The 21,994-nt window shown below is 35.1% G+C and carries 26 protein-coding genes and 1 pseudogene; 7 read left to right on the top strand and 20 right to left on the bottom strand.

From position 1 onward, the window contains the following. The first annotated feature begins 178 nt into the window (after positions 1–178). Complete coding sequence (locus tag ACGH6P_RS09725; protein WP_411597360.1) at positions 179–1,600, top strand: cation:dicarboxylate symporter family transporter; 1,422 nt, start codon at positions 179–181, stop codon at positions 1,598–1,600. Positions 1,601–1,679: 79 nt separating this feature from the next. Here ACGH6P_RS09725 and galU read toward each other — a convergent pair whose 3' ends face one another. From galU to ACGH6P_RS09705, 4 genes are all read right to left on the bottom strand, one after another. Beyond that, positions 1,680–2,594 carry a UTP--glucose-1-phosphate uridylyltransferase GalU gene (gene galU, locus ACGH6P_RS09720; RefSeq protein ID WP_411597359.1) on the bottom strand — a complete coding sequence of 305 codons (915 nt, stop codon included), beginning with the start codon at positions 2,592–2,594 and terminating at the stop codon, positions 1,680–1,682. 756 nt (positions 2,595–3,350) lie between these two features. Further along, positions 3,351–3,500 carry an entericidin A/B family lipoprotein gene (locus tag ACGH6P_RS09715; protein ID WP_081299206.1) on the bottom strand — a complete coding sequence of 50 codons (150 nt, stop codon included), beginning with the start codon at positions 3,498–3,500 and terminating at the stop codon, positions 3,351–3,353. A 29-nt stretch (positions 3,501–3,529) separates the two neighbouring features. Next, a complete protein-coding gene (locus ACGH6P_RS09710) occupies positions 3,530–4,723 on the bottom strand; it encodes an aromatic amino acid transaminase (protein ID WP_411597358.1) in 1,194 nt (397 codons plus the stop codon). Between the two features lie 372 nt (positions 4,724–5,095). After that, the gene (locus ACGH6P_RS09705) at positions 5,096–5,479 is read right to left on the bottom strand and encodes a RidA family protein (protein ID WP_267380183.1); all 384 of its coding nucleotides are present in this window, start codon (positions 5,477–5,479) and stop codon (positions 5,096–5,098) included. 184 nt (positions 5,480–5,663) lie between these two features. Here ACGH6P_RS09705 and ffh point away from each other — a divergent pair, with 184 nt between their 5' ends. Further along, positions 5,664–7,031 carry a signal recognition particle protein gene (ffh, locus tag ACGH6P_RS09700; protein ID WP_267352135.1) on the top strand — a complete coding sequence of 456 codons (1,368 nt, stop codon included), beginning with the start codon at positions 5,664–5,666 and terminating at the stop codon, positions 7,029–7,031. Between the two features lie 88 nt (positions 7,032–7,119). Here the strand turns inward: ffh and ACGH6P_RS09695 are convergent, their stop codons facing one another. Together ACGH6P_RS09695 and ispB are read right to left on the bottom strand one after the other, a co-directional pair. Further along, entirely contained in the window at positions 7,120–7,986 is an 867-nt protein-coding gene (locus ACGH6P_RS09695) for an EamA family transporter (protein ID WP_220215998.1), read from the bottom strand. A gap of 168 nt (positions 7,987–8,154) precedes the next feature. Continuing rightward, positions 8,155–9,141 (bottom strand): octaprenyl diphosphate synthase, encoded by a 987-nt coding sequence (ispB, locus tag ACGH6P_RS09690; RefSeq protein WP_267352134.1) that lies wholly within the window; start codon positions 9,139–9,141, stop codon positions 8,155–8,157. Between the two features lie 154 nt (positions 9,142–9,295). On the opposite strand from ispB, the gene ACGH6P_RS09685 reads away from it, so the two are divergent. Further along, positions 9,296–10,135 carry a TonB family protein gene (locus ACGH6P_RS09685; RefSeq protein WP_411597357.1) on the top strand — a complete coding sequence of 280 codons (840 nt, stop codon included), beginning with the start codon at positions 9,296–9,298 and terminating at the stop codon, positions 10,133–10,135. Positions 10,136–10,237: 102 nt separating this feature from the next. On the opposite strand, the gene pepP is transcribed toward ACGH6P_RS09685, so the two are convergent. Further along, positions 10,238–11,551, bottom strand: coding sequence for a Xaa-Pro aminopeptidase (gene pepP, locus ACGH6P_RS09680; protein ID WP_411597356.1), 1,314 nt, complete (start codon positions 11,549–11,551; stop codon positions 10,238–10,240). A gap of 29 nt (positions 11,552–11,580) precedes the next feature. Continuing rightward, the gene (locus ACGH6P_RS09675) at positions 11,581–12,123 is read right to left on the bottom strand and encodes a UPF0149 family protein (RefSeq protein ID WP_411597355.1); all 543 of its coding nucleotides are present in this window, start codon (positions 12,121–12,123) and stop codon (positions 11,581–11,583) included. A gap of 123 nt (positions 12,124–12,246) precedes the next feature. Between ACGH6P_RS09675 and ACGH6P_RS09670 the strand changes: the two genes are divergently transcribed. The 4 genes from ACGH6P_RS09670 (at position 12,247) to crr (ending at position 15,290) form a co-directional block, all read left to right on the top strand. Further along, positions 12,247–12,591: a hypothetical protein gene (locus tag ACGH6P_RS09670; protein ID WP_267352127.1), complete on the top strand. Its 345-nt coding sequence runs from the start codon at positions 12,247–12,249 to the stop codon at positions 12,589–12,591. A gap of 142 nt (positions 12,592–12,733) precedes the next feature. Beyond that, positions 12,734–12,991, top strand: coding sequence for a phosphocarrier protein Hpr (gene ptsH / locus ACGH6P_RS09665; protein WP_065559773.1), 258 nt, complete (start codon positions 12,734–12,736; stop codon positions 12,989–12,991). Positions 12,992–13,046: 55 nt separating this feature from the next. Beyond that, on the top strand, positions 13,047–14,774 hold the full coding sequence (gene ptsI, locus ACGH6P_RS09660) for a phosphoenolpyruvate-protein phosphotransferase PtsI (RefSeq protein ID WP_065559774.1): 1,728 nt from the start codon (positions 13,047–13,049) through the stop codon (positions 14,772–14,774). A 9-nt stretch (positions 14,775–14,783) separates the two neighbouring features. After that, a complete protein-coding gene (gene crr, locus ACGH6P_RS09655; RefSeq protein ID WP_267352124.1) occupies positions 14,784–15,290 on the top strand; it encodes a PTS glucose transporter subunit IIA in 507 nt (168 codons plus the stop codon). Between the two features lie 71 nt (positions 15,291–15,361). Here the strand turns inward: crr and pgi are convergent, their stop codons facing one another. The 12 genes and pseudogenes from pgi to ACGH6P_RS09595 form a co-directional block, all read right to left on the bottom strand. Further along, the gene (pgi, locus tag ACGH6P_RS09650) at positions 15,362–17,011 is read right to left on the bottom strand and encodes a glucose-6-phosphate isomerase (protein ID WP_411597354.1); all 1,650 of its coding nucleotides are present in this window, start codon (positions 17,009–17,011) and stop codon (positions 15,362–15,364) included. Positions 17,012–17,146: 135 nt separating this feature from the next. Then, positions 17,147–17,311: a hypothetical protein gene (locus tag ACGH6P_RS09645; RefSeq protein WP_411597353.1), complete on the bottom strand. Its 165-nt coding sequence runs from the start codon at positions 17,309–17,311 to the stop codon at positions 17,147–17,149. A gap of 297 nt (positions 17,312–17,608) precedes the next feature. Then, a complete protein-coding gene (locus ACGH6P_RS09640) occupies positions 17,609–17,878 on the bottom strand; it encodes a hypothetical protein (RefSeq protein WP_411597352.1) in 270 nt (89 codons plus the stop codon). Positions 17,879–18,076: 198 nt separating this feature from the next. Continuing rightward, positions 18,077–18,367: a hypothetical protein gene (locus ACGH6P_RS09635; protein WP_411590825.1), complete on the bottom strand. Its 291-nt coding sequence runs from the start codon at positions 18,365–18,367 to the stop codon at positions 18,077–18,079. Next, positions 18,364–18,708 (bottom strand): hypothetical protein, encoded by a 345-nt coding sequence (locus ACGH6P_RS09630; RefSeq protein WP_411597351.1) that lies wholly within the window; start codon positions 18,706–18,708, stop codon positions 18,364–18,366. Before ACGH6P_RS09630 ends, ACGH6P_RS09635 begins: the two co-directional genes overlap by 4 nt. A gap of 342 nt (positions 18,709–19,050) precedes the next feature. Continuing rightward, positions 19,051–19,413: a DUF596 domain-containing protein gene (locus tag ACGH6P_RS09625; RefSeq protein ID WP_411590828.1), complete on the bottom strand. Its 363-nt coding sequence runs from the start codon at positions 19,411–19,413 to the stop codon at positions 19,051–19,053. 186 nt (positions 19,414–19,599) lie between these two features. Continuing rightward, entirely contained in the window at positions 19,600–19,998 is a 399-nt protein-coding gene (locus ACGH6P_RS09620; protein WP_411590829.1) for an Imm7 family immunity protein, read from the bottom strand. A 16-nt stretch (positions 19,999–20,014) separates the two neighbouring features. Beyond that, positions 20,015–20,341 (bottom strand): annotated as a pseudogene (locus tag ACGH6P_RS09615) (restriction endonuclease fold toxin). After that, complete coding sequence (locus ACGH6P_RS09610; protein WP_411597350.1) at positions 20,307–20,561, bottom strand: hypothetical protein; 255 nt, start codon at positions 20,559–20,561, stop codon at positions 20,307–20,309. The pseudogene ACGH6P_RS09615 and the gene ACGH6P_RS09610 overlap by 35 nt, the downstream one beginning before the upstream one ends. Before the next feature lie 185 nt (positions 20,562–20,746). Continuing rightward, positions 20,747–21,088 carry a DUF6717 family protein gene (locus tag ACGH6P_RS09605; protein WP_267380196.1) on the bottom strand — a complete coding sequence of 114 codons (342 nt, stop codon included), beginning with the start codon at positions 21,086–21,088 and terminating at the stop codon, positions 20,747–20,749. Beyond that, complete coding sequence (locus tag ACGH6P_RS09600; protein ID WP_411597349.1) at positions 21,085–21,510, bottom strand: hypothetical protein; 426 nt, start codon at positions 21,508–21,510, stop codon at positions 21,085–21,087. Before ACGH6P_RS09600 ends, ACGH6P_RS09605 begins: the two co-directional genes overlap by 4 nt. Then, positions 21,503–21,994 (bottom strand): hypothetical protein (locus ACGH6P_RS09595; protein WP_411597348.1); only part of this gene is annotated, 492 nt, incomplete at its 5' end. The genes ACGH6P_RS09600 and ACGH6P_RS09595, both read right to left, overlap by 8 nt.

The following is a 21,994-nucleotide window of genomic DNA, read 5'->3' as shown; positions in this document are numbered from 1 at the left end:
ATGAAAAGAGTGTTTACTAATCACTCAAAAATAGTCAATAAAAAATTAAATTTGTTAATCAACGGCTTTAGTCTCAACACAAACTCTTAAAGCACTTAACAAATTGATTAATAGATAAAATTAAAGCATTATTGATAATTATTTAATTATATACACCCTAAAAGGGCGAGGATCGATTATGTCAGATGCCATTTTTCACGGGATTTTTTTTGAAAAATTCCTATCCATTACTCATTACCAAACATTAATTGGTCTTGGGCTATTACTTATTTGTTTTTTTCTCATAATGAAACCATTACAAGACAAAAAAGTTAATTTTTCAGTTCGCATGTTAGTTGGCTTGATACTTGGAGCAGTTCTTGGTCTGGGAATCCAATGGTCGGCAGGTTTTCCTAAAAGTTCGACGGTTTGGATGCAAGAGATTGCAACATGGTATGGTCTTTTTGGGCGTGCCTTTATTGCCTTTATACGTATGCTAGTGATTCCACTGGTATTTGTCTCAATTGTTAAAGTTATTATTGATTTTTCGGGAAAAAAGAATTTACCCCAAATAGCATTCCGTGGCATTTTTTGGTTACTTTTCACCACGGCAATCGCTTGTATAGTCGGCATTGTTTTAGCTAACGTTTTTGAACTCGGTGAAATAAGCTCAACATCAGTACATCACGCTCAAGCTAAACATTATACCAATATTATTGATACCTTCGTTAATCTGATCCCTAGCAATATTATCGGAGCCATGGCAAAAGAAAATATTGTAGGATTAGTTATCTTTTCAGCATTAATGGGGCTTGCCGCCAATAGAATGGAAAAGAAAAACCCTCAACCGATTGCCTTGTTTAAAACATTTATTGAAGCGCTATATAAAATTGTTATGTCAATTGCAATGACCATTATTAAATATATGCCGTATGCTGTCATTGCGTTACTCGCCCGTACAATCATATCTAATGGTATTCCTGCAATTGTTGAAGTATCAAGTTTTGTTGCAGCGGTTTATATTGCAACTCTCGTTATGCTTATCGTACATTTATTAATCGTCTTAATTCATGGTATTTCACCAGTAATGTTTATCAAAAAAGCATTAGGAACATGGCTATTAGCATTCACTAGCCGCTCGTCAGTGGGCACCTTACCAATGACTATTTCAACATTAACCGTCAGAATGGGGGTCAACACAGGGACAGCAAACTTAGTTGGCTCACTTGGCAGCACCATGGGTATGAATGGTTGTGCTGGATTTTTTCCTGCGTTATTAGCAGTAATGGTTGCGCATATGGTTGGAATAGATACCAATGTTCAATTTTACATTATGCTTGTAATAGTCGTTGTCATTGGATCAATAGGAATTGCAGGCATTCCAGGGACAGCAACCGTTGCGGCAACAGTGGTTTTATCTGGGATGGGAATGGTCGAATACTTCCCGTTAATTGGTATGGTACTCGCTGTCGATCCAATTATTGATATGGCTCGAACTTTAGCTAACGTATCGGGTGCAATGACCGCAGCGGTTGCCACAGATCGTGAAGTAGGATTGATAAATATGAATGTCTTTAACGATCCGAATGTCACTCTGGATAATGACAACGCCGAAGCTTAAGTAACAACAATATATATTCAATGATAAAAAGGACGCGATTAAGCGTCCTTTTTTAGGTTAATAAAACCATTCAAACCAATTAAATTGATTTCAACCAATCAGAAACATCTTTACCTAATGTTTTGTGACGCATGGCATATTGAACAAACGTTTGTATATAACCAAGTTTATTGCCACAATCATGACTTTGTCCTTTAATACAATAGGCATCAACCGGCTCTTCTTCAAGTAACATTGCAATGCCATCTGTTAATTGAATTTCACCGCCAGCACCTAATGGCGTTTTAGCAAGTAATGGCCAAATTTTCTCAGATAATACATAACGCCCAACTACAGACTGATTTGATGGCGCATCCTCAACCGACGGTTTTTCAACCACACTATACATCTGTGCCACATTCCCTGCGGCAAGTTCTTCACCACGACAATCGACAATACCATATGAAGACACTAATTCCTTAGGCACAGGTTCAACCATAATTTGACTATGTTTAGTTTCGTGATAATTATGAATCATGGCAGCTAAATTGTCACAAGCCAAATCGCTTTCATATTCATCAATAATCACATCCGGTAATACTACTGCAAAAGGTTCATCGCCCACTAAAGGATAGGCACATAAAACAGCGTGACCAAGCCCTTTAGCTAAACCTTGACGTACACTTGTTATCGTTACATGTTTAGGAAGTATACTTTGTACTTCTTGCAACAATTGACGCTTCACCCGTGCTTCTAACATGGCTTCTAATTCAAAACTGGTGTCGAAATGGTTTTCTATTGAATTTTTGGATGAATGCGTAACAAAAATGATTTCGGTAATACCGGCTGCAATACATTCATTAACCACATATTGAATAAGTGGTTTATCCACAACAGGTAACATTTCTTTAGGAATTGCTTTCGTTGCGGGTAACATGCGTGTTCCTAGACCAGCAACAGGGATAACCGCTTTTTTTACTTTACCCTTTAGGGAATTTTCAAAATTAAATGACATAATCATTCCTCAAAAAAATTAACGGCTAATACTATCATAATTTGCTTCCGTTGGACGACCATTTATAAATGGTATTTTTAACGCTCACAGACTTTAACATAAAAGGTATCAAAATAAGTGTATGAATAAATGCTCTCTACATCTTTTTTCGATCAAACTGGTCTAAAAAATTGAACCAATAGATTTTGGTATAGACCATGATCGCCTACGATAAAAATAGTATTGATAATCTGTAAAAAAACGAATGCATTAGCAAATTTATATTGTTTTAGAAAATAAGTAAGTTAAATAGATGTTTATAACAATTAACAGCGAATTCCCAATTAGTTCAAATAAAAACAACTTATCAATATATGGAATAAAATGATGTGAATTACTATAAACAAATTCTTCCTAAAAACAGCGAAAACATCATATGTAATCAATCATAAAGTTAATAACCAATAAAAAATAAGTTAAAAAATACCAATGTCGACTACAATGAATTAACCCTCTAATCCTTACAATTTTTTTGTATTAGTATTAGCTTGTCTCAATTTAATAAATTATCAAAAATCATTTTATGTAAATATTCATTTCAAAAAAAAATAAGATCTGACGCAATATGAATTAATATATATTATTAAATATCCAACAGTTACTTGATTAAAAGCACAGTTCGTCAACTTGACGAACTGTGCTTTTATGAGAAAAATAGATTTATTTTAGAAGTAAATGTGAATGATAAATTATGTATATTTCGACTCACTGCTCCATTTATAATCTATCGCTCACTTCATCAGCCGTATGGGTAATTGCTTTACCACCAGATTGAACATCTTTACCGACACCACTTACCGTATTACAACCCACGACAAACGTTGCCATAACTAACCCTAGCATTAACATTAACATTTTTCGGAACATATTAAATACTCCTCTAATTAATTACATGGTTATTTTAATGTAGCAAACGCTTCTGCTACTCGATGAATATTATGGTGATTTAAACCCGCCACACATATCCGTCCACTGCCCACCAAATAAACAGCAAAGTTATTTTTTAAATGTGTGACTTGTTCTTCAGAAAATCCAGTATAACTAAACATACCTCGCTGTTTGATCAGATAATCAAAATTGTTTTTGGGTACTAACTTATTTAGTAATTCAACAAGCTTTATTCGCATTGAGATAATACGTTCACGCATTGCAGTAACTTCATTAATCCATTGGGTTTTAAGTTCGACATTATTCAAAATATAACTAACAAGATGAGCACCATAGGCCGCAGGACTTGAATAATTTCGACGTACGGTTGCTTGAAGTTGACCAAGTACACGATTAGCGACTTCGCCGTTATCACATAAAACGGATAAACCCCCCACTCTTTCACCATATAACGAAAATGTTTTTGAAAAAGAGTTACACACAAAACCACATATTCCTAACTCTGCCACTCGTCTAATTGCATATGCATCATCTTCGATACTCTTACCAAATCCCTGATAGGCAATATCCATAAAGGGAATAAGATCGCGTGTTTTTAATATATCAATAACCTGATCCCACTGTGCATGTGTTAAATCGGCACCGGTTGGATTATGGCAACAAGGGTGTAGCAAAACAACGCTTTTAGCCGGTAATTGATGTAAAGTTTCAAGCATTGCATCAAACTTAACGCCACAAGTTTGTGAATCAAAATACGGATATTTATTTACCTTAAATCCAGCACCATGAAAAATGTCTATATGATTTTCCCATGTTGGATCACTGACCCAAACTTCTGATTTCGGAAAATAGCGAAACAAAAAATCAGCACCTATTTTTAATGCACCTGAACCACCTAAAGTTTGAATGGTTGCAATGCGTTTATCTTTAAACGCGCTGTGTGCTTCACCAAATAGCAAACATTGAATAGCTCGACAATACTCAGGTAATCCACTCATCGGTAAATAAAGTGATGCAGTTTTATCATTCTGATAGATAAAATCACGTGCAGCTTTTACACATGCTAATTGAGGTACAATACTGTTTTCATCATAATAATAACCGATACTTAAATTTGTTTTATTCATCCGGTTATCCTGATTAAACTCAGCAACTAATGATAAAATAGGATCCCCTGCGTACGACTCAACTTTTTCAAACATATTTGCAACCTAATTACACGGCAACTAATAATAAATAATTGTAGATTATTGCATCAACTCCATCGGCAATCAATCATTAAATAGAAGTTTACACGTTCTGGGTATGATTAATCATTCACTTGAATGATTAATGTAAAAAAAGATAAATATGGCAAGGCTTAAACGATAAAATTTCTTTAGATATTGCTAATCATAAAAGATGTTTGTCACCCTAAACGAGTATACTGACTACCTTATAGGATTATCTAAAAAAAGCGGAAATGAAGGGCGAAAATTCATGCAATTAAAAAGTAGTCACCAAGTGACTACACCAATTCGATTTGGGCACTAGGTATAAGTCCAAAATTTTTCAGAGTAAAGGATGTATTGCGTTTATTTTACAGCAATGACTTCAATTTCAACCTTAGCATCTTTGGGTATTCTGGCGACTTGTACGCAAGAACGAGCAGGAAACGCAGCATGATGTTCTGTAAAAAAGGCTTCATAAATTGCATTAACGGCCGCAAAATCATTCATATCAGCTAAAAAAATGGTGGTTTTAACGATATCACTAACTTGATAACCCGCCGCCGTGATAATAGCTTTTACATTTGCTAAACTTTGTTTAGCTTGTTCTTTGACACAATCTGACATTTTACCGGTAACTGGATCTAACGGTATTTGTCCTGATGCAAATAACATATTGCCCAAATCAACGCCTTGTACATAAGGTCCTATTGCTGCGGGTGCGTTATCTGTATTAATGATTTTTTTCATATCAATATCTCCTGTAATCATCTGCCCTTGCTAAAAAAATAAAGGGGAATATTATGCTAAGTTAATTTTCAACATTTGAACAGGAACACTATTTAGTGTCAAGTAAGAACAAAATTATGATCATGGGACTTCTTAAGATTTTCTGTTATGATAATCACAATTTTTTTGTTTATTGAGAGTTAACATGTTTGAGAATTTAACCGACCGTTTATCGCAGACATTCCGTAATATCAGTGGTCGAGGACGACTGTCTGAAGATAATATAAAAGAAGCACTACGTGATGTACGTATGGCATTACTTGAAGCCGACGTAGCACTTCCTGTTGTACGTGAATTTATTAATCAAGTAAAAGAAAAAGCCGTTGGTCTGGACGTTTCTAAAAGCTTAACACCAGGTCAAGAATTTATCAAAATAGTGCAAGCTGAACTCACATCGGCTATGGGTGAAGTTAATAGCACCCTCAATTTGGCAACACAGCCCCCCGCTGTTATTTTGATGGCTGGTTTGCAAGGGGCAGGTAAAACCACCAGCGTCGCTAAATTAGCTAAATTTTTAAAAGAAAAGCAAAAAAAGAAAGTGCTGGTTGTGTCTGCTGACGTCTATCGTCCGGCTGCAATTAAACAATTAGAAACGCTTGCAAAAGCCATTGATGTGGAATTTTTCCCATCGGATATTCATGAAAAACCAGTGAATATTGTTAATAAAGCCATTTCTCACGCTAAACTTCAGTTCTTCGATGTGTTAATTGTCGATACAGCGGGACGCTTACATATTGATAGCAACATGATGGATGAAATCAAAGAACTGCATCAGGCTATCAACCCAATCGAAACGTTATTTGTTGTTGATGCAATGACAGGGCAAGATGCCGCCAATACCGCAAAAGCCTTCAATGATGCCTTGCCACTTACCGGTGTGATTTTAACCAAAGTTGATGGTGATGCCCGTGGTGGTGCGGCGTTATCGATTCGTCATATTACGGGCAAACCGATTAAATTCTTAGGAATGGGAGAAAAAACAGATGCTTTAGAGCCATTCTTCCCAGATCGTATTGCTTCACGAATTTTAGGTATGGGAGATGTCATCTCCTTAATCGAAGAGTTGCAACAAAATGTTGATCGTGAAAAAGCAGAAAAAATTGCCAAGAAGTTAAAAAAAGGCGACAAGTTCGATTTTAACGATTTCCAAGATCAACTTAAACAGATGCGAAATATGGGTGGAATGGGAGCTATGTTGGCAAAACTTCCCGGTGCGGGGCAACTACCTGAACACATTAAAGCGCAAATGGACGATAAAATTACCATTAAAATGGAGGCGATTATTAGTTCAATGACGTTAAAAGAAAGAGCCAATCCTGAAATCATCAAAGGATCTCGAAAACGTCGAATTGCTAATGGATCAGGTACTCAAGTACAAGACGTCAACAAACTACTTAAACAGTTTGAAGATATGCAAAAAATGATGAAAAAAATGAAAGGCGGCGGCATGATGAAAATGATGCGCCAAATGAAAGGACTTATGGGTGGCGGAATGGGCTTCCCCCACCGCTAATAAGCTGATATCAACTCGCTTGTTATGCTTTAACAAGCGATATTTACACGAGCATTGCGTATTAATCTGCGTAATGCTAGTAAAAACATTATGGATTAACCGATTTAATTTTAGTTGGTCGGCTCATTGTCAATACCGTCCCGATTGATGAAACAATAATAAATGTAATGGCTAACCATTGATAACGCGTTAATTGCTCTTGCAAAACAATGAAGCCTGACAAAGCAGCAAAAACTGGCGACAAACTCATTAATGTACTAAATGTTTGAGCGGGTAATCTTGGCAACGCTATCATATCTAATCCATAAGGAATGGCCGACGCCAATAATGAAACCACAAACACTAAAGGAAGAAGTTCCAAAGAAAACATAGCACTCCCACTATCCCACACACCAATAGGAAATACAAATAAAGACGCTATTAAAGACCCTATCGCAACACTTGATGAACCATATAATGCCCCAGCTTTACGCCCAAAGACAATATAACATGCCCAACCTGAACCGGCTAATAATGCCATTAAAATGCCAACGGGATCTAAATCACCAGAAGCTTGATGAATCGGTAAAAGTATCGCAAGCCCGATAACTGCAACGCCTAACCAAATAAAATCAACTAACCGACGCGAATAACACATTGCGACAACTATCGGTCCAGTAAGTTCTATCGCAACGGTAATACCAAGCGGAATTCTGGCAATGGCACTATAAAAAGCCAAATTCATGCAACCGGTTGCTACACCATATAAAAACACATACTTAAAAGCTTGTTTAGTAATGGGTTTACGCCATGGTTTAAAAATAATGATAAGCATCAAGGATGAAAAAGTTAATCGCCAAGCAGTCATCCCTTCAGGGCCTAATACCGGAAAAAGATATTTGGCCATAGATGCACTTGATTGTAACGAAATCATAGAGATAAAAATAATAAAGACCGGCCAAGATCGTTTAAACATGCCTAATTACCTTGTTAATATAATCAGAAAAAATTGCTCGTCATTTCACAACATACGATGAAATCTAAAGAAATCAATTTTTGATCATTGCTAATGATGATTTAATATAAAATGTCCATATAAGTACGAGTAGGAATGTTTTCAATCCATACTTCGATTTAACTCCTGTCAATTTTCTCTTTTTACTGAGAGCAATGCGAGATCTTGCAATGCTTTTTTATAGGGAGAGTCTGGCAGGATAGCAATCACATCAAAAGCCTTTTGGGCTTCTTGCTGTGCTATTTGTAAAGTATATTCAAGTGAACCACACTCATTCATGATCTGCAAAATACGATCTAACAAATGTCGCCCGTTTCCTTGCTCGATGGCTTGACGAATCAACTTGGCTTCCTCAGCATTTTGACAATGACGCATCGCATGTAACAATGGTAAAGTTGGTTTGCCTTCATTAAGATCATCACCCAAATTCTTACCTAAGGTTTGATTACTATCAGCACTATAATCTAATAAATCATCAATAATTTGGAAGGCCGTACCTAAATATTTTCCATATTCTTGTAAGGCAAATTCTTGTTCTGCATTGGCGCCAGCTAATACCGCTGCCGAATGCGAAGTTGCTTCAAACAAACGAGCAGTTTTACGATAAATGACTTCTAAATATTGTTCTTTAGTAATATCGGGATCATTACAATTGATTAATTGTTGCACTTCACCTTCAGCAATCACATTTGTTGCTGCCGACATAATAGTTAAAACTTTGAAAGATTCTGTCCGTACCATCATTTGGAAAGAACGCGTATAAATATAATCACCAACTAAAACACTGGCTGCATTACCAAATAATGCATTCGCGGTTGACTTTCCACGCCTGAGATCGGACTCATCAACGACATCGTCATGTAATAATGTAGCAGTATGAATAAATTCAATGAACGCAGCGGCAACGATGTGCTTGTCACCTTGATAATTAAGTGCTTTGGCAACTAACAACGCAATAATAGGGCGAATACGCTTACCGCCACTACTAATAATATAATTACCTAATTGATTAATAAGCACAACATCCGAACTAAGCTCCGCCTGAATTGCCTCATTAACTTTAACTAAGTCATCTTTTACAAGATCGAGTATTTGACTCATTGAAGGATTATTCATCACCCAAACCACTAAAAAAATAGATATTTAATTGCTATTATCTGATAAATATTGCCGAGCAACAAGGTGTTGGATTAGCATATTTTAAAAAAGACTACAAATGATAAGCATTTTCATTTAGAATGATTACCTTAAGTTAAACATGATAATTGTTATGAAAATCAATTTTGATATAGACATTAGCAACGAAAAAGCGCCTCAATCGCCAACACATATCAAACCCAAGAGTGTTTATTTATTCACGTCACTTTCGATTGTGTCACATCTATTTTTACTAGCGTTGCTGTTCAGCCCTATGCTTTTTGCCAAAAATATCATCGTTGATGAAGGTGACAACTCAATTAAAGCAATCATGATTGATATATCGCAAATGGCAGCGCCTGAACAATCATTAGTTGAAAATACACCTGATATCAAAGGTGTAAAAGAAAGTGACATTATCGATAATAAACCAATACCAGAACCGTTAGTTGAGCCAGTTATTGAAACCCAAATGACTAATGAAGAAACACCGGAACCTATCGTTGAAAAAAAACCGGAAGTCATGCCCGAAAATAACATTGTCATCGAGCAAAAACCGAAACCGAAGCCAAAACCCAAACCAAGAACGGAATCCAAACCGATTCAAAAAGAGTCTCGTCAGCAAGTCAGACAAGAAGTGATCACGGATAACTTTGCCAAAACAGCCGTCGCATCTTCCATTTCTGATAGCCGTCAACATTCGGGTAATCCCTCGCCAATTAGTCGTAATCAGCCAGAATATCCTCGTCGGGCACTTGACATGCGCATAGAAGGCTATGTCGTTGTACTCTTTGATATCAATAGTATTGGGCGGGTCGAAAATATTCGAATTATCGAAACCAAACCGAACAATATTTTTAATCGTTCAGTTATCACAGCGATGAAAACGTGGAAATACGAAGGTAAAATAGCAAAAGATTTAAAAATAAAAATAATTTTTAATCGGGATAAATCAATCAGATTAGATAATTAATGGTCTGAACAGTTTCTTAAAATAATGAAATACGATTTTATTATCTGTAATCAAAACAAAAGCAATAATCACAGTTAGAAGATTATTGCTTTAGCGATAAGATTATTGATCCAATAACATCAATTTTTCGATTTGCTCTGGTTCTTTTGGCACATCACTGGTCAATACTTCATTACCCGATGTTGTGATTAAAATATTATCTTCAATACGAATACCAATACCTTTATAACACTCCGGCACATCTGCATCGTGATTGATGTAAAGCCCCGGCTCAACAGTCAACACCATACCCGGCTCTAAAATACGATCCCTTCCACTACCGACATCATGCACATCAATGCCGAGCCAATGCCCTAAACCATGCATATAAAATGCGGTATAAGCTTTATCAGCAATGAGCGAATCGACATCCCCTTGCATAATGCCTAATTTAACTAAGCCCGTCACCATTGTTTTAACAACATGATCATTTACTTCCATAATCGATGTTCCGGGTTTAAACAGATCAATTGCTTGATATTGAGCAGCTAAAACAATGTTATAAATATCCCGTTGCGCTTGGCTAAATTGACCATTAACAGGAAAAGTCCGTGTTATATCCCCTGCATAATATTGATATTCACAGCCGGCATCGATTAACACTAAATCACCCTCGTTTAAAAGCGCACTGTTATTTTCATAATGCAATATACAACCATTGTTTCCGGCTCCTACAATCGTATTATAGGAAGGAGAACGCGCACCATGCCAGGCAAATTCATGTAAAATTTCTGCCTCTAACTGATATTCATACATCGAAGGTTTACAGCTACGCATGGCTCGACAGTGGGCTTGGGCACTAATTTTGCACGCTTGACGTAAAAGGTCTATTTCAAAATTAGATTTAAACATCCGCATTTCATGCACAATAGGACGCCAATCAATCACACTACTGGGTGCTGAAAGCTTAAATCTTGCACCTTGTTTTAAAATCGTAAGGGCTTTTTTGACAATCGTGTCAGCATAATCATATTGCAGATCAGCATGATAAATTGCCTGCTTACCATTCAACAACTCAGGCAAAATAGTATCAATTTTATCAAAAGGATGCGCTTCATCAACACCAAGGGTTTCTAACGCAGCTTGCTGCCCTAAACGATAGCCTGTCCATGTTTCAGCCAGAGGGTCTTTTTTACGATTAAACAGCACATATCGAGCATGATTATCTTGTTGTTTAATCATCACTAATACGGCTTCGGGTTCATCAAAACAGGTAAAATACCAAAAATCACTATTTTGCCGATAAGGATAATGCGTGTCATTGCTTCTGACGACTTCGGGTGAGGCAAAAAAAAGTGCGACGCTGTTAGGTTGCATCTGCGAAAGAAGCTTTTCTCGACGAGAAAAAAGCTCTTTTTTGGTATCGATATTTAGCATAGTGATAACCTTTTAAAAACAAGTTAATATTAATGAATGGTTGGTGCGATATCAGCCTCATTAAATTCATCAAAACAGAGAATCGAAGTCATGCGAACATACTCTTTGATCTCTTCAAATGCAAAGCCTAACTCTTGCTGATCTTCGTTTTCATCGTAACCTAGCTTCACAATTTGCCTTAAATCATAAATTGCTTCACCTACATCACCTTGAATACGATTTAATTTTGGTTGAACTAATCCAATCCCTAATAAAAAATGGTTAACCCAACCGACTAAATCATCTATTTGTGAAAAAAGATCATGTTCGTTAAGTAGCAATTGAAATTCAAAATCATCATCCAAAAATTGTTGCTTGGTAACACAATAAAGTTCCACCATTTTCTTATTTAAAGATTCTGGGATTTTTTGCCCATTATTGAGCATATCTTCAACTAAAGGGCGCCAACTTTCATCATGATTGCCTCCGGCTAAAATACCCGAAATAAAACCATGTAATTCAGCAGCAGTAATACCCATTTTATTTAAGTTTAATTCATGATTAAGTTCATCATAATTTACAGTTTTGGTCATTAATGTCACCCTGATTTTGTCATATCAATAAAAAGCACTCTGCACTTTCATTAATTATTAGTATATAATCCACAACTAGCTATAAATAATAAACAGGTTACTAAGCTTTATAAAGGAATTATTTTGAATATTGTAAGATTTGTGATGAAATTTTCCCTTCTCCTTCTGGCGTTTGCTATATCATTAACTGCTTGTAGTTCATGGTTATCTAACAAAGGCACTATCATCCTTGACGTGCAGAACAAAACCCAAACATTCATAACAAGTCACGATTTACCTCATAATTACCAATTAGGTAATGGTGAAGAAGAACTTCAACGATTTGAAACATTTTGCAGTAAAGAAATAAAAGAGTCACAACTTGATGGAAGTGAAGAAATTGTTTTTGAAAATATAAAGCGTGGTATACATGGAGAAGTAGAATTTAAAAAATGTAGTGATAGAATCACTCGAATTTACCGTTATTGAGAAATATGGATATAACAACTATATTTTGATTTGAATAAGATTAACTAAATTTCCAAAGATCGATTAAATGTTACTAGCCATTAAGGCGGTTTTTATTTATATTGGTCGCGTAAATGAAAATATTTTTAGGAGTAGAATTATTATGTATAAACAAGATGTAACCATTACCGCACCAAATGGTCTCCATACCCGCCCTGCTGCACAATTTGTAAAAGAAGCAAAAAACTTTAATGCTGAAATTACCGTCACATCAAATGGTAAAAGTGCTAGTGCTAAAAGTCTATTCAAACTACAAACACTTGGTCTAACACAAGGTACCACCATCACCATTTCAGCAGAAGGCGAAGATGAAAAAGAAGCGGTAAATCATCTAGTTAAATTAATTCCTGAATTGGAATAATTAGCTCCAAAATGCGATAAAAAACAGATTTAAAATTGAATAAGGATTAAATGTTATGGTATCAGGTATACTTGTTTCCCCCGGTATCGCTTTTGCAAAAGCGCTATTATTAAAAGAAGAACCTATTGTTGTTAATAATAGGGCAATTCCAGATAACAAAATTGATGCTGAAATTGCGCGTTTTAAAGATGCTCGTCAAAAATCCAGCGAGCAATTAAATGCGATAATGGAACGAGCAAAATCCACATTAGGCGAAGATAAAGCTGCTATCTTTGAAGGGCATATTATGCTTTTAGAAGATGAGGATTTGGAGCAAGAAGTTATTTCTCGTATACAAAGCAAGCATTCAACCGCTGATGCCGCTGTCCAATCAGTATTTGAAACTCAAGCTAAAGAGCTTGAAAACTTAGACGATGAATACTTAAAAGAGCGTGCTGCTGATATTCGTGATATTGGCAAACGTTTACTCAAAAATATTTTAGGGATTGAAATTGTCGATTTAAGTGCTATTAGCCAACCTTGTATTTTAGTTGCAACAGATCTTACTCCATCTGAAACTGCACAACTAAATCTAGATATGGTACTTGGTTTTATTACTGATGCAGGTGGACGTACATCCCATACTTCAATTATGGCTCGTTCATTAGAAATTCCAGCAATTGTTGGTACATCAAATGCAACACAAACAATTAAACAAGGTGATTTTGTTATACTTGATGCTATAAATAACGCCATTTATATCAATCCTGATCATACTACCCAAGAAAAACTCAAACAAGTTCAAGCAAAATATATTGCCGACAAAGAAGAGTTAGCAAAATTAAAAGACTTACCTGCCGTCACGCTTGATGGTCACCAAGTTGAAATTTGTGCGAATATTGGTACGGTGCGTGATATCGCTGGTGCGGATCGCAACGGTTATGAAGGTGTTGGTCTTTATCGTACTGAATTTTTATTTATGGATCGTGATGCCTATCCTAACGAAGACGAACAATTCAAAGCTTACAAAGAAGTAGCCGAATCAACGAATGGTTTATCTGTTATTGTCAGAACAATGGATATTGGTGGCGATAAAGATGTACCTTACATGCATTTACCAAAAGAAGAAAACCCATTCTTAGGTTGGCGTGCAATTCGTATCTGTTTAGATCGCAAAGAAATACTCCATGCACAGTTACGCGCAATATTACGCGCATCAGCATTTGGTAAATTACGTATCATGTTCCCGATGATCATATCGGTTGAAGAAATTCGTATCTTAAAATCTGAAATTAATATCCTCAAAGAACAACTAACTGCCGAAGGTAAAGCATTTGATAAAAATATCGAAGTTGGTGTAATGATTGAAACGCCTGCGGCTGCTGTCATTGCTCATCATTTAGCGAAAGAAGTTGATTTCTTCAGTATTGGAACCAATGATTTAACACAATACACATTAGCGGTTGATCGTGGTAACGAATTAATTTCACATCTTTATAATCCACTTTCACCATCTGTCTTAACACTGATTAAGAAAGTCATTGATGCTTCGCACAAAGAAGGTAAATGGACTGGCATGTGTGGTGAGCTTGCTGGTGATGAACGAGCAACGATTTTATTACTTGGTATGGGACTTGATGAATTTAGCATGAGTGCAGTATCAATTCCTAAAATCAAAAAATTAATTCGTAATACACATTTTGAAGAAGCGAAAAAACTTGCAGACAATGTGCTAGAAAAAGCAACTTCTAAAGAAATTATGGATTTAATCGAAAAATATAACGCTGAAAAGCAAATTTGTTAGGAGAAAATAATGGGGTTATTCGATAAATTGAAGCAATTCATCAAATCTGATGATAGCAATGATAGCATCGAAATTATTGCACCTCTGAGTGGCGAAATCGTTAAAATCGAAGATGTACCAGATGTCGTTTTTGCAGAGAAAGTCGTTGGTGATGGTATTGCAATTAAACCTGCTGGTAATAAAATTGTTGCACCACTAAACGGTAGAATTGGCAAAATTTTTGAAACTAATCATGCGTTTGCTATTGAATCAGATGAAGGTATTGAGCTATTTGTACACTTTGGCATTGACACTGTTGAATTAAAAGGCGAAGGTTTTACCCGTATCGCTGAAGAAGGTCAACAAGTAAAAGTTGGTGACACCATTATCGAATTTGATTTACCACTACTTGAAAGTAAAGCAAAATCAGTGTTAACACCTGTTGTCATTTCTAATATGGATAGTATTGTCGAACTGACAAAACTATCTGGTACCGTAGAAGCAGGTAAAACACCTGTTATGCGCGTGAAAAAATAATCATAAAAAAACCTTCAGTTTTACTGAAGGTTTTTCTGCTCAATTCATTAACTGTCTAAAGTTAAATCAGTTTAACGCCACTTTTTATATTGATTAATCAAATTATTTGTTGAATCGTCATGTGAAGTTACTGGCGTATCACTCGCTAATTCGGGTAAAATTCGGCCGGCTAATTGCTTACCTAACTCAACACCCCATTGGTCGAAACTAAATATATTCAGAATAATACCTTGAGTAAAGATTTTATGCTCATACATCGCAACTAATGCACCCAAGCTATAAGGGGTAATTTTCTTAACTAAAATTGAATTAGTCGGTTTATTTCCTTCAAACACTTTAAACGGAACAATTGCTTTAACCTCATCAAGCGTTTTTCCAGCAGCAATAAATTCTTGTTCAACTTGTTCTTTGGTTTTACCAAATGCTAATGCCTCAGTTTGAGCAAAAAAGTTAGATAATAATTTAGGATGATGATCACCAACTGGATTATGGCTAATTGCTGGCGCAATAAAATCACACGGAATAAGTTTAGTACCTTGATGAATTAATTGATAAAATGCATGTTGACCATTGGTCCCTGGTTCACCCCAAATGATTGGGCCAGTAGTATAAGTTGTTTTATGACCATTACGATCGACACTTTTACCGTTTGATTCCATATTGCCTTGTTGAAAATAGGCAGCAAATCGATGCATATACTGGTCATAAGGTAAAATGGCTTCTGTCTCAGCACCATAAAAATTATTATACCAAATCCCAATTAAGGCTAATAATGCAGGAATATTTTTATCAATTGGTGTATTTTGGAAGTGTTTATCCATTGCATGACCACCAGCCAAAAATTGTTTAAAATTATCAAATCCAATGGATAAAACAATCGATAAACCAATCGCAGACCAAGAAGAGTAACGACCGCCTACCCAATCCCAAAATTCAAACATATTCGCTGTATCAATACCAAATTTTTCAACTTCTTTGGCATTAGTGGATAACGCAACAAAATGCAAAGCAACAGCTTTATCATCTTTAGCCGCATCAAGTAACCAAGAACGAGCCGTTTGTGCATTAGTCATGGTTTCTTGTGTGGTAAATGTTTTTGATGCTACTAAAAACAAGGTTGTTTCAGGATTTAAGCCTTTTAATGCTTCAACAATATGAGTACCGTCAACATTTGAAACAAAATGCATGTTTAAATGATTTTTATAAGGACGCAACGCTTCGGTAATCATGACAGGCCCAAGATCTGAACCTCCAATTCCGATATTTACCACATCAGTTATCGCTTTACCGGTATAACCTTTCCACTCACCGCTAATAACTTTATTACTGAATGATTCCATTTTTGCTAATACCGCATTGACATCATCCATCACATTTTTGCCATCAACATAAATAGGGGTATTCGATACATTTCGTAAAGCAACATGCAAAACAGCACGATTTTCGGTGCGATTAATTTTTTCACCGCTATACATAGCTGAAATTGCACCTTTAAGATCACATTCATCAGCAAGCTTATGAAGTATTGCTAAAGTCTCTTGCGTAATACGATTTTTAGAAAGATCAACCAAAAACTCATCCTCAAACGGAATACTGAGTTTTTCAACTCGTTTTGGCTCTTCTTTTAAAATCTGCGCAATGGTCTTATTTTGATGCTTTTGATAACTTGCTTGAAGGGATTTCCAAGATGAAGTGGTAGTTGGATCAATTGATTTTAACATAACTCATTCCTTAAATAATAAAGCACTCTATCCATAATATAACTATGCCTAAAATGATGCAAGATAAGGATCTTTTATCTTTTATTTTTGAATTAAGCACACTGACCAATTGACTAAAGCACCGATCCATAATCTTTATAAACGACTTTTTAGTCGTCTTTCAGCAAAATTATCGCCCAGTTTGGCTTGTAAATCTTCGGTTATTGAGTTAGCCAGTTCGGGAAATTCTTGTACTAAGTTTGACAGGCGTCCTTCATGAGGGCTAAATACCGTAAAATCTGTGACACTGCCTGCTATCATCCCTTTTACCCACGAGCCTACATTTTTCAAGGGTTTTATAAATTTGGTTGCCCTTACCGCCGGTATAAACCCGACAATAAATTGACTGACATGATTAGGTAAACATTTTTGATGAAATGTTTTAGTTTATTTGTTTTTTTAATGTGTTGTGAATCCCATTAAAGGCTGGAGCAGAATGGTGTTTATGTCGCACGATCATTTATTATTAAAGTTATTCAGAATAGATTAATTATTGAACCTATAATGTTGATCTGGGTACTTAAAAATTAGCTCCCCACAAGTTAAGTGGGGAAGTGATTAACAAGCGTAAGGAACCAAATGAGAATTTGGCAATCCATTATAGATATCGATCGCTTCTTGCCCTTCTGCAATAAACTCAACATCAATAGGATCGGGTGGGTTATTGGGATCTTTAAAATCTCCTTCTAAGAAAGCTTTATATTGCTCTAACACATATAAAAGTTGTTCTTTGGTCATAATGACTTGTTGTTCTTCGACGTATTCAGTACCTATAAAAACATAATTTCCAGTAATCAATACCCAGTGAGCATTACCAATACCAAACATGCCATCAGGTGCTCGGCTGTGTTCTAAATCTGTCAGATTGTTAATCCAGATATTGACTGAGTTTATTGAATATTAACTCTTAGCCAATTAGCAATTACTCTCGCATCAAAACCAAATATTCTGTGGTCGTCTGTAGATTTTACAAGCTTTCCTCCCGTAGGAATAAAACTAGAGTCATCCCACCAGAATATAATTTTATCATTGTTGATATGTTACTTCATAATCATCACCTAATTCGGCTTGCAGCTTTTCTTTTAAAGATTGCCCCATTTCATTAAAGACCATTTCTTCTTCTGGAGTCGCAAATCCAGAAGTTAAAGGATCATCTAAATTTAATGTTTCATCATATTTATCTGACCAGCTATTAAGCTCTTTTTTTAGTACATTACTTATTGGTAATGTATTAGGGTTAATATTTCCAACAGCATCATTTGAATTAAGCCATAGAGGATAACATTGATAATCAGCCATTAATTTTATTTTTTTCATTTAACACTCCCTGCGGGGTTAGTTCCTACAATAAAACCGTTATTACCTGTCGTTACAGCTATACGTTGTTTTTGCCCATTAATCAGAACTTCATAGATTGGACGTCCGGTTCCTTTCCCTTGATAACCAATTATCTTTCCTTTAGAAACCGCATCCATAACAACATCTGTTATTTGTGATTCTGAAACGCCTATTTTTGCAAAATCGTCAGCATGCTCTTTAATAATATGTTGAAGACTTGCAGATAGATTTCCTTTTTCAAGAAAAACTATTTTACCATTAGGCAGTTTTTCAACCCTTAAAACATTTTCAGGTGAAAATTTAACTCCATTATTGGACATTTCAGTAAGATATTGTTGATTTACCGTCCTCTTTTCAACAAAATTATTCCAATTAATCTCATCTAATTCAATCTCTACCGCTTCAATTTTATGATGTACTTTCGCTCTGACTTCAGTGCCGGTTATTTTGATGCGGGCGTATTTTAATAAGCGGAGTGAACGGGTTAAGTATCCGGATAAAAAAACGACTAACTTTTATTTAATTTAAATTAAGTTGGAATGAGATATTTATTTAATCCTCTAATATTGATGCAAAGCCGAAATTACTGATTATTAAGGCTGGAAAGCTGTACTAGAATGTTTTAAAAAAACTTCTCACAGTATCCGAGAAGTTTTATAAATTTACGTCCAGATCTCTTGACCTTCTGGTGTAATCCAAACAATACCACAGTCCAATTTCACATAGAACCACATACCAATATCATCTAGATCATCGTCTTCATCATCTGAGGGGTAAGGCGGCCAAATATCTTTAATCGACTGGATTTGTTCTTCACTGGTACCAGTCAGAAAAACACCATGACTAGCTAATTTGATGTACCCATCATTCATTAATTTATTTAATATTTTAAAAAAGATATTCTTTCTGATTTCATAAGGTTCACCCATATCATTCATGTAATTTGCTACATGTTGCCACATTGTGCCCATTGAATAACCAAAAGAACTTTCTAATATTGAATGATAAATTTTTTCAAAATTCATTGGAATTTCATCTCCACACGATTTCCTTTGTAAATATTTGGATTTTTGATATCTATAGTCCACTTAGCATTAGTTTGCTCCACTGAATCAGAGAAATTTCTTAATGTTATATTGCTACCAGCATTGGGACCTTCAGTAACCTGTGGAGTTAGAAAATAATATCTTCACAATTTGATTAATTTAACCTTAATCATCTTCTATTTTAGGAATACATGGAGACAAAAACTGATCTTTTTCTTTTTTTATTTTCCCTCTAGCTAAGACATATACTTCAAATTCATTAAATTTATCCGAAGATTCATCGTTTTTAACATACAATAAACCATATGAGCCTTGAGAAATTTTTGCTACATATTGATATAACTCAAAAATTTCTGCTACATCCTGAGAATAATGATTAGTATTCCCACTAAACAAAAGCTGACAACAACCATTAACTTTATGAATTTTAATAAATCCTGTACTATTTTCAAATTCATGTTCTGATATGAATAAAGTAAGTTTATTTAGAATTGAATTCATCTCATTTTCATTGTTTTCGTATGTAGAATTTCTTAATGATATCCACCCATAATATTCGATCATTTTATTACCTTATTTTTTAGTTAAGAGGTTGAGTATCTATAATGACTTTCACATCATAATGATTACTATATTCATTTAATTTATTTATTACTGATTTTGCAGGTTCACCCTCAAAATGATAGTATACAGAACGGTTAGTTTCTTTAGCTGCTTCAAATGTTGCTTTCATTTGAGATCTTACACTTTGATTTAATTACTTTAGGGGCGGTTTTGTTTGAGCTATATATAAATCACTAATCACATCAAACTCTCTTGTATCATTAACAAATCTTACCCTTGACACACCATTTAATCTTATCGCTAAAGCATCAGCTGCTGCATCTGGCTTGTTTACTTTTATCATGTCGCCCAAAGTATCGGCTCACTTCTTTTAGATCTATTATTTCATTTAAAACATCATTCCAATTAACCTCATCTAATTCAACCTCTACCGCTTCAATTTTATGATGTACTTTCGTTCTGACTTCAGTGCCGGTTATTTTGATGCGGGCGTATTTTAATAAGCGTAGTGAACGGGTTAAGGATTCGGCTAAACCAACTAATAATAATGCTTCTAAATTCAACCACTAAAAAATTGGTTGAATTTAGTATGGTCAATGATCACTTTTCGACGTAGATTAATAGCAAGCATTACAACTTTTCCTTCAGATAATCACATACAATATTGTGTGGTTTTTTATATTCTGCCGATTTATAAAGCACTAGTGACATTAACATTCATGATAATTTGTAATATTAGATTTTCTAACTAGATAGATTTAATTTTGATATACAAGTTTTTGGGGGCTTCAGGAAAATACTTAAACAAAGCAGGACAAAGCCAGCCTTCCATATCAAATTCTTTCGAGTAATACCAGTTACCAGCATTATCAGATCTTCGCCATTCTAAACAAAGATCGGTATCAGGGAAATAATCTTTAGAAAAGATTAAAATAAATCCTTTTTCAGCATTTGGGATTGATTCAGTGGCTTTATCAATTAAAGTATCTGCGCCAGAAACAAAAGGCTCTTGTAACAAGCCTACCTTTTCATCATCAAAGACCCACATATCAAGATATTTATATGGTTTTATAATATTAATTGAGTTCATGTATTTTCCCTTAATGGAAACATTCGTAAAATATTCATGAGCGCGAAGAGAATTTTGGAGTTAGGAGTCCAAATTGGTAGCTTTTCGTGACCAATAAATAAAAAATTGGAGTCGTATTTCAAGTCATCATCAGAAATACCTTCTTTCCTAATATCAATTAACTTCTCTATACTATCTAATTTTAATTGATAGATACTATTATTATGATAACTAATAACTTTATCTGTTGTTATAGCTGTCCAGCGCTTCTTGTTATTTTCGAAAAATAAAAATATTATTTCATCATCCGAATTCACATATTCTTTGTGTAATTTGTCCGCAAAATTATCCCGTTCTTCACCATTGAGTCTTGTTTCCGAAAGAGACTTGAACTGATTTGCCTTCCAGAGAAGGCGATCTTTATACCATTCTTTTTTAGTCATATATTATTGTAAAGTCTGTTGTGCTTGAGTTTCCACGAACTACTTTACCTCCCATGAAAGGTTTACCATCAGCAACTCTTTTTTCTAGAAAATCCATAAGTTTTTCATTTGCAATATATCCAGTATTAACCTCGACTTTCTGTGCACCTTTAGATTTTGCATGTGCAACTAACAATTTAACATCAGAATAATTGATTTCACTTGTAATTTTAATTTCTACTTTAGCAGTCCCATTGTTAATGTTAATATTTTTTAAATCAATACCAATTTTTTCAGCTGCAGCTTGTGTTTCTTTTGATATCTGATTCTCACCCGTTTCCTTTACAACATTATTCCAATTAACCTCATCTAATTCAACCTCTACCGCTTCAATTTTATAATGTACCTTCGTTCTGACTTCAGTGCCAGTTATTTTGATGCGGGCGTATTTTAATAAGCGTAGTGAACGGGTTAAGGGTTCGGCTAAGCCGCCGGCTATTATTCC

Origin of the sequence: Gilliamella sp. CG25 (genome assembly GCF_046635705.1) — a bacterium.
Taxonomy (GTDB): domain Bacteria; phylum Pseudomonadota; class Gammaproteobacteria; order Enterobacterales; family Orbaceae; genus Gilliamella; species Gilliamella apicola_I.
This window is presented reverse-complemented; position numbering and strand designations above follow the sequence as displayed.

Excerpts from the sequence above, each read along its gene's own strand:
- ACGH6P_RS09630 (WP_411597351.1), bottom strand. The coding sequence starts at position 18,708 with ATGTCCAATAATGGAGTTAAATTTTCACCTGAAAATGTTTTAAGGGTT.
- ACGH6P_RS09600 (WP_411597349.1), bottom strand. The coding sequence starts at position 21,510 with ATGACTAAAAAAGAATGGTATAAAGATCGCCTTCTCTGGAAGGCAAAT.
- pgi (WP_411597354.1), bottom strand. The coding sequence starts at position 17,011 with ATGTTAAAATCAATTGATCCAACTACCACTTCATCTTGGAAATCCCTT.
- ACGH6P_RS09640 (WP_411597352.1), bottom strand. The coding sequence starts at position 17,878 with ATGTTTGGTATTGGTAATGCTCACTGGGTATTGATTACTGGAAATTAT.
- ACGH6P_RS09645 (WP_411597353.1), bottom strand. The coding sequence starts at position 17,311 with ATGATAGCAGGCAGTGTCACAGATTTTACGGTATTTAGCCCTCATGAA.
- ACGH6P_RS09725 (WP_411597360.1), top strand. The coding sequence starts at position 179 with ATGTCAGATGCCATTTTTCACGGGATTTTTTTTGAAAAATTCCTATCC.
- ptsH (WP_065559773.1), top strand. The coding sequence starts at position 12,734 with ATGTATAAACAAGATGTAACCATTACCGCACCAAATGGTCTCCATACC.
- ACGH6P_RS09620 (WP_411590829.1), bottom strand. The coding sequence starts at position 19,998 with ATGATCGAATATTATGGGTGGATATCATTAAGAAATTCTACATACGAA.
- ffh (WP_267352135.1), top strand. The coding sequence starts at position 5,664 with ATGTTTGAGAATTTAACCGACCGTTTATCGCAGACATTCCGTAATATC.
- crr (WP_267352124.1), top strand. The coding sequence starts at position 14,784 with ATGGGGTTATTCGATAAATTGAAGCAATTCATCAAATCTGATGATAGC.
- ACGH6P_RS09715 (WP_081299206.1), bottom strand. The coding sequence starts at position 3,500 with ATGTTCCGAAAAATGTTAATGTTAATGCTAGGGTTAGTTATGGCAACG.
- pepP (WP_411597356.1), bottom strand. The coding sequence starts at position 11,551 with ATGCTAAATATCGATACCAAAAAAGAGCTTTTTTCTCGTCGAGAAAAG.
- galU (WP_411597359.1), bottom strand. The coding sequence starts at position 2,594 with ATGTCATTTAATTTTGAAAATTCCCTAAAGGGTAAAGTAAAAAAAGCG.
- ACGH6P_RS09695 (WP_220215998.1), bottom strand. The coding sequence starts at position 7,986 with ATGTTTAAACGATCTTGGCCGGTCTTTATTATTTTTATCTCTATGATT.
- ACGH6P_RS09675 (WP_411597355.1), bottom strand. The coding sequence starts at position 12,123 with ATGACCAAAACTGTAAATTATGATGAACTTAATCATGAATTAAACTTA.
- ACGH6P_RS09635 (WP_411590825.1), bottom strand. The coding sequence starts at position 18,367 with ATGAAAAAAATAAAATTAATGGCTGATTATCAATGTTATCCTCTATGG.
- ACGH6P_RS09685 (WP_411597357.1), top strand. The coding sequence starts at position 9,296 with ATGAAAATCAATTTTGATATAGACATTAGCAACGAAAAAGCGCCTCAA.
- ACGH6P_RS09710 (WP_411597358.1), bottom strand. The coding sequence starts at position 4,723 with ATGTTTGAAAAAGTTGAGTCGTACGCAGGGGATCCTATTTTATCATTA.
- ACGH6P_RS09605 (WP_267380196.1), bottom strand. The coding sequence starts at position 21,088 with ATGAACTCAATTAATATTATAAAACCATATAAATATCTTGATATGTGG.
- ACGH6P_RS09625 (WP_411590828.1), bottom strand. The coding sequence starts at position 19,413 with ATGAATTTTGAAAAAATTTATCATTCAATATTAGAAAGTTCTTTTGGT.
- ACGH6P_RS09705 (WP_267380183.1), bottom strand. The coding sequence starts at position 5,479 with ATGAAAAAAATCATTAATACAGATAACGCACCCGCAGCAATAGGACCT.
- ispB (WP_267352134.1), bottom strand. The coding sequence starts at position 9,141 with ATGAATAATCCTTCAATGAGTCAAATACTCGATCTTGTAAAAGATGAC.
- ptsI (WP_065559774.1), top strand. The coding sequence starts at position 13,047 with ATGGTATCAGGTATACTTGTTTCCCCCGGTATCGCTTTTGCAAAAGCG.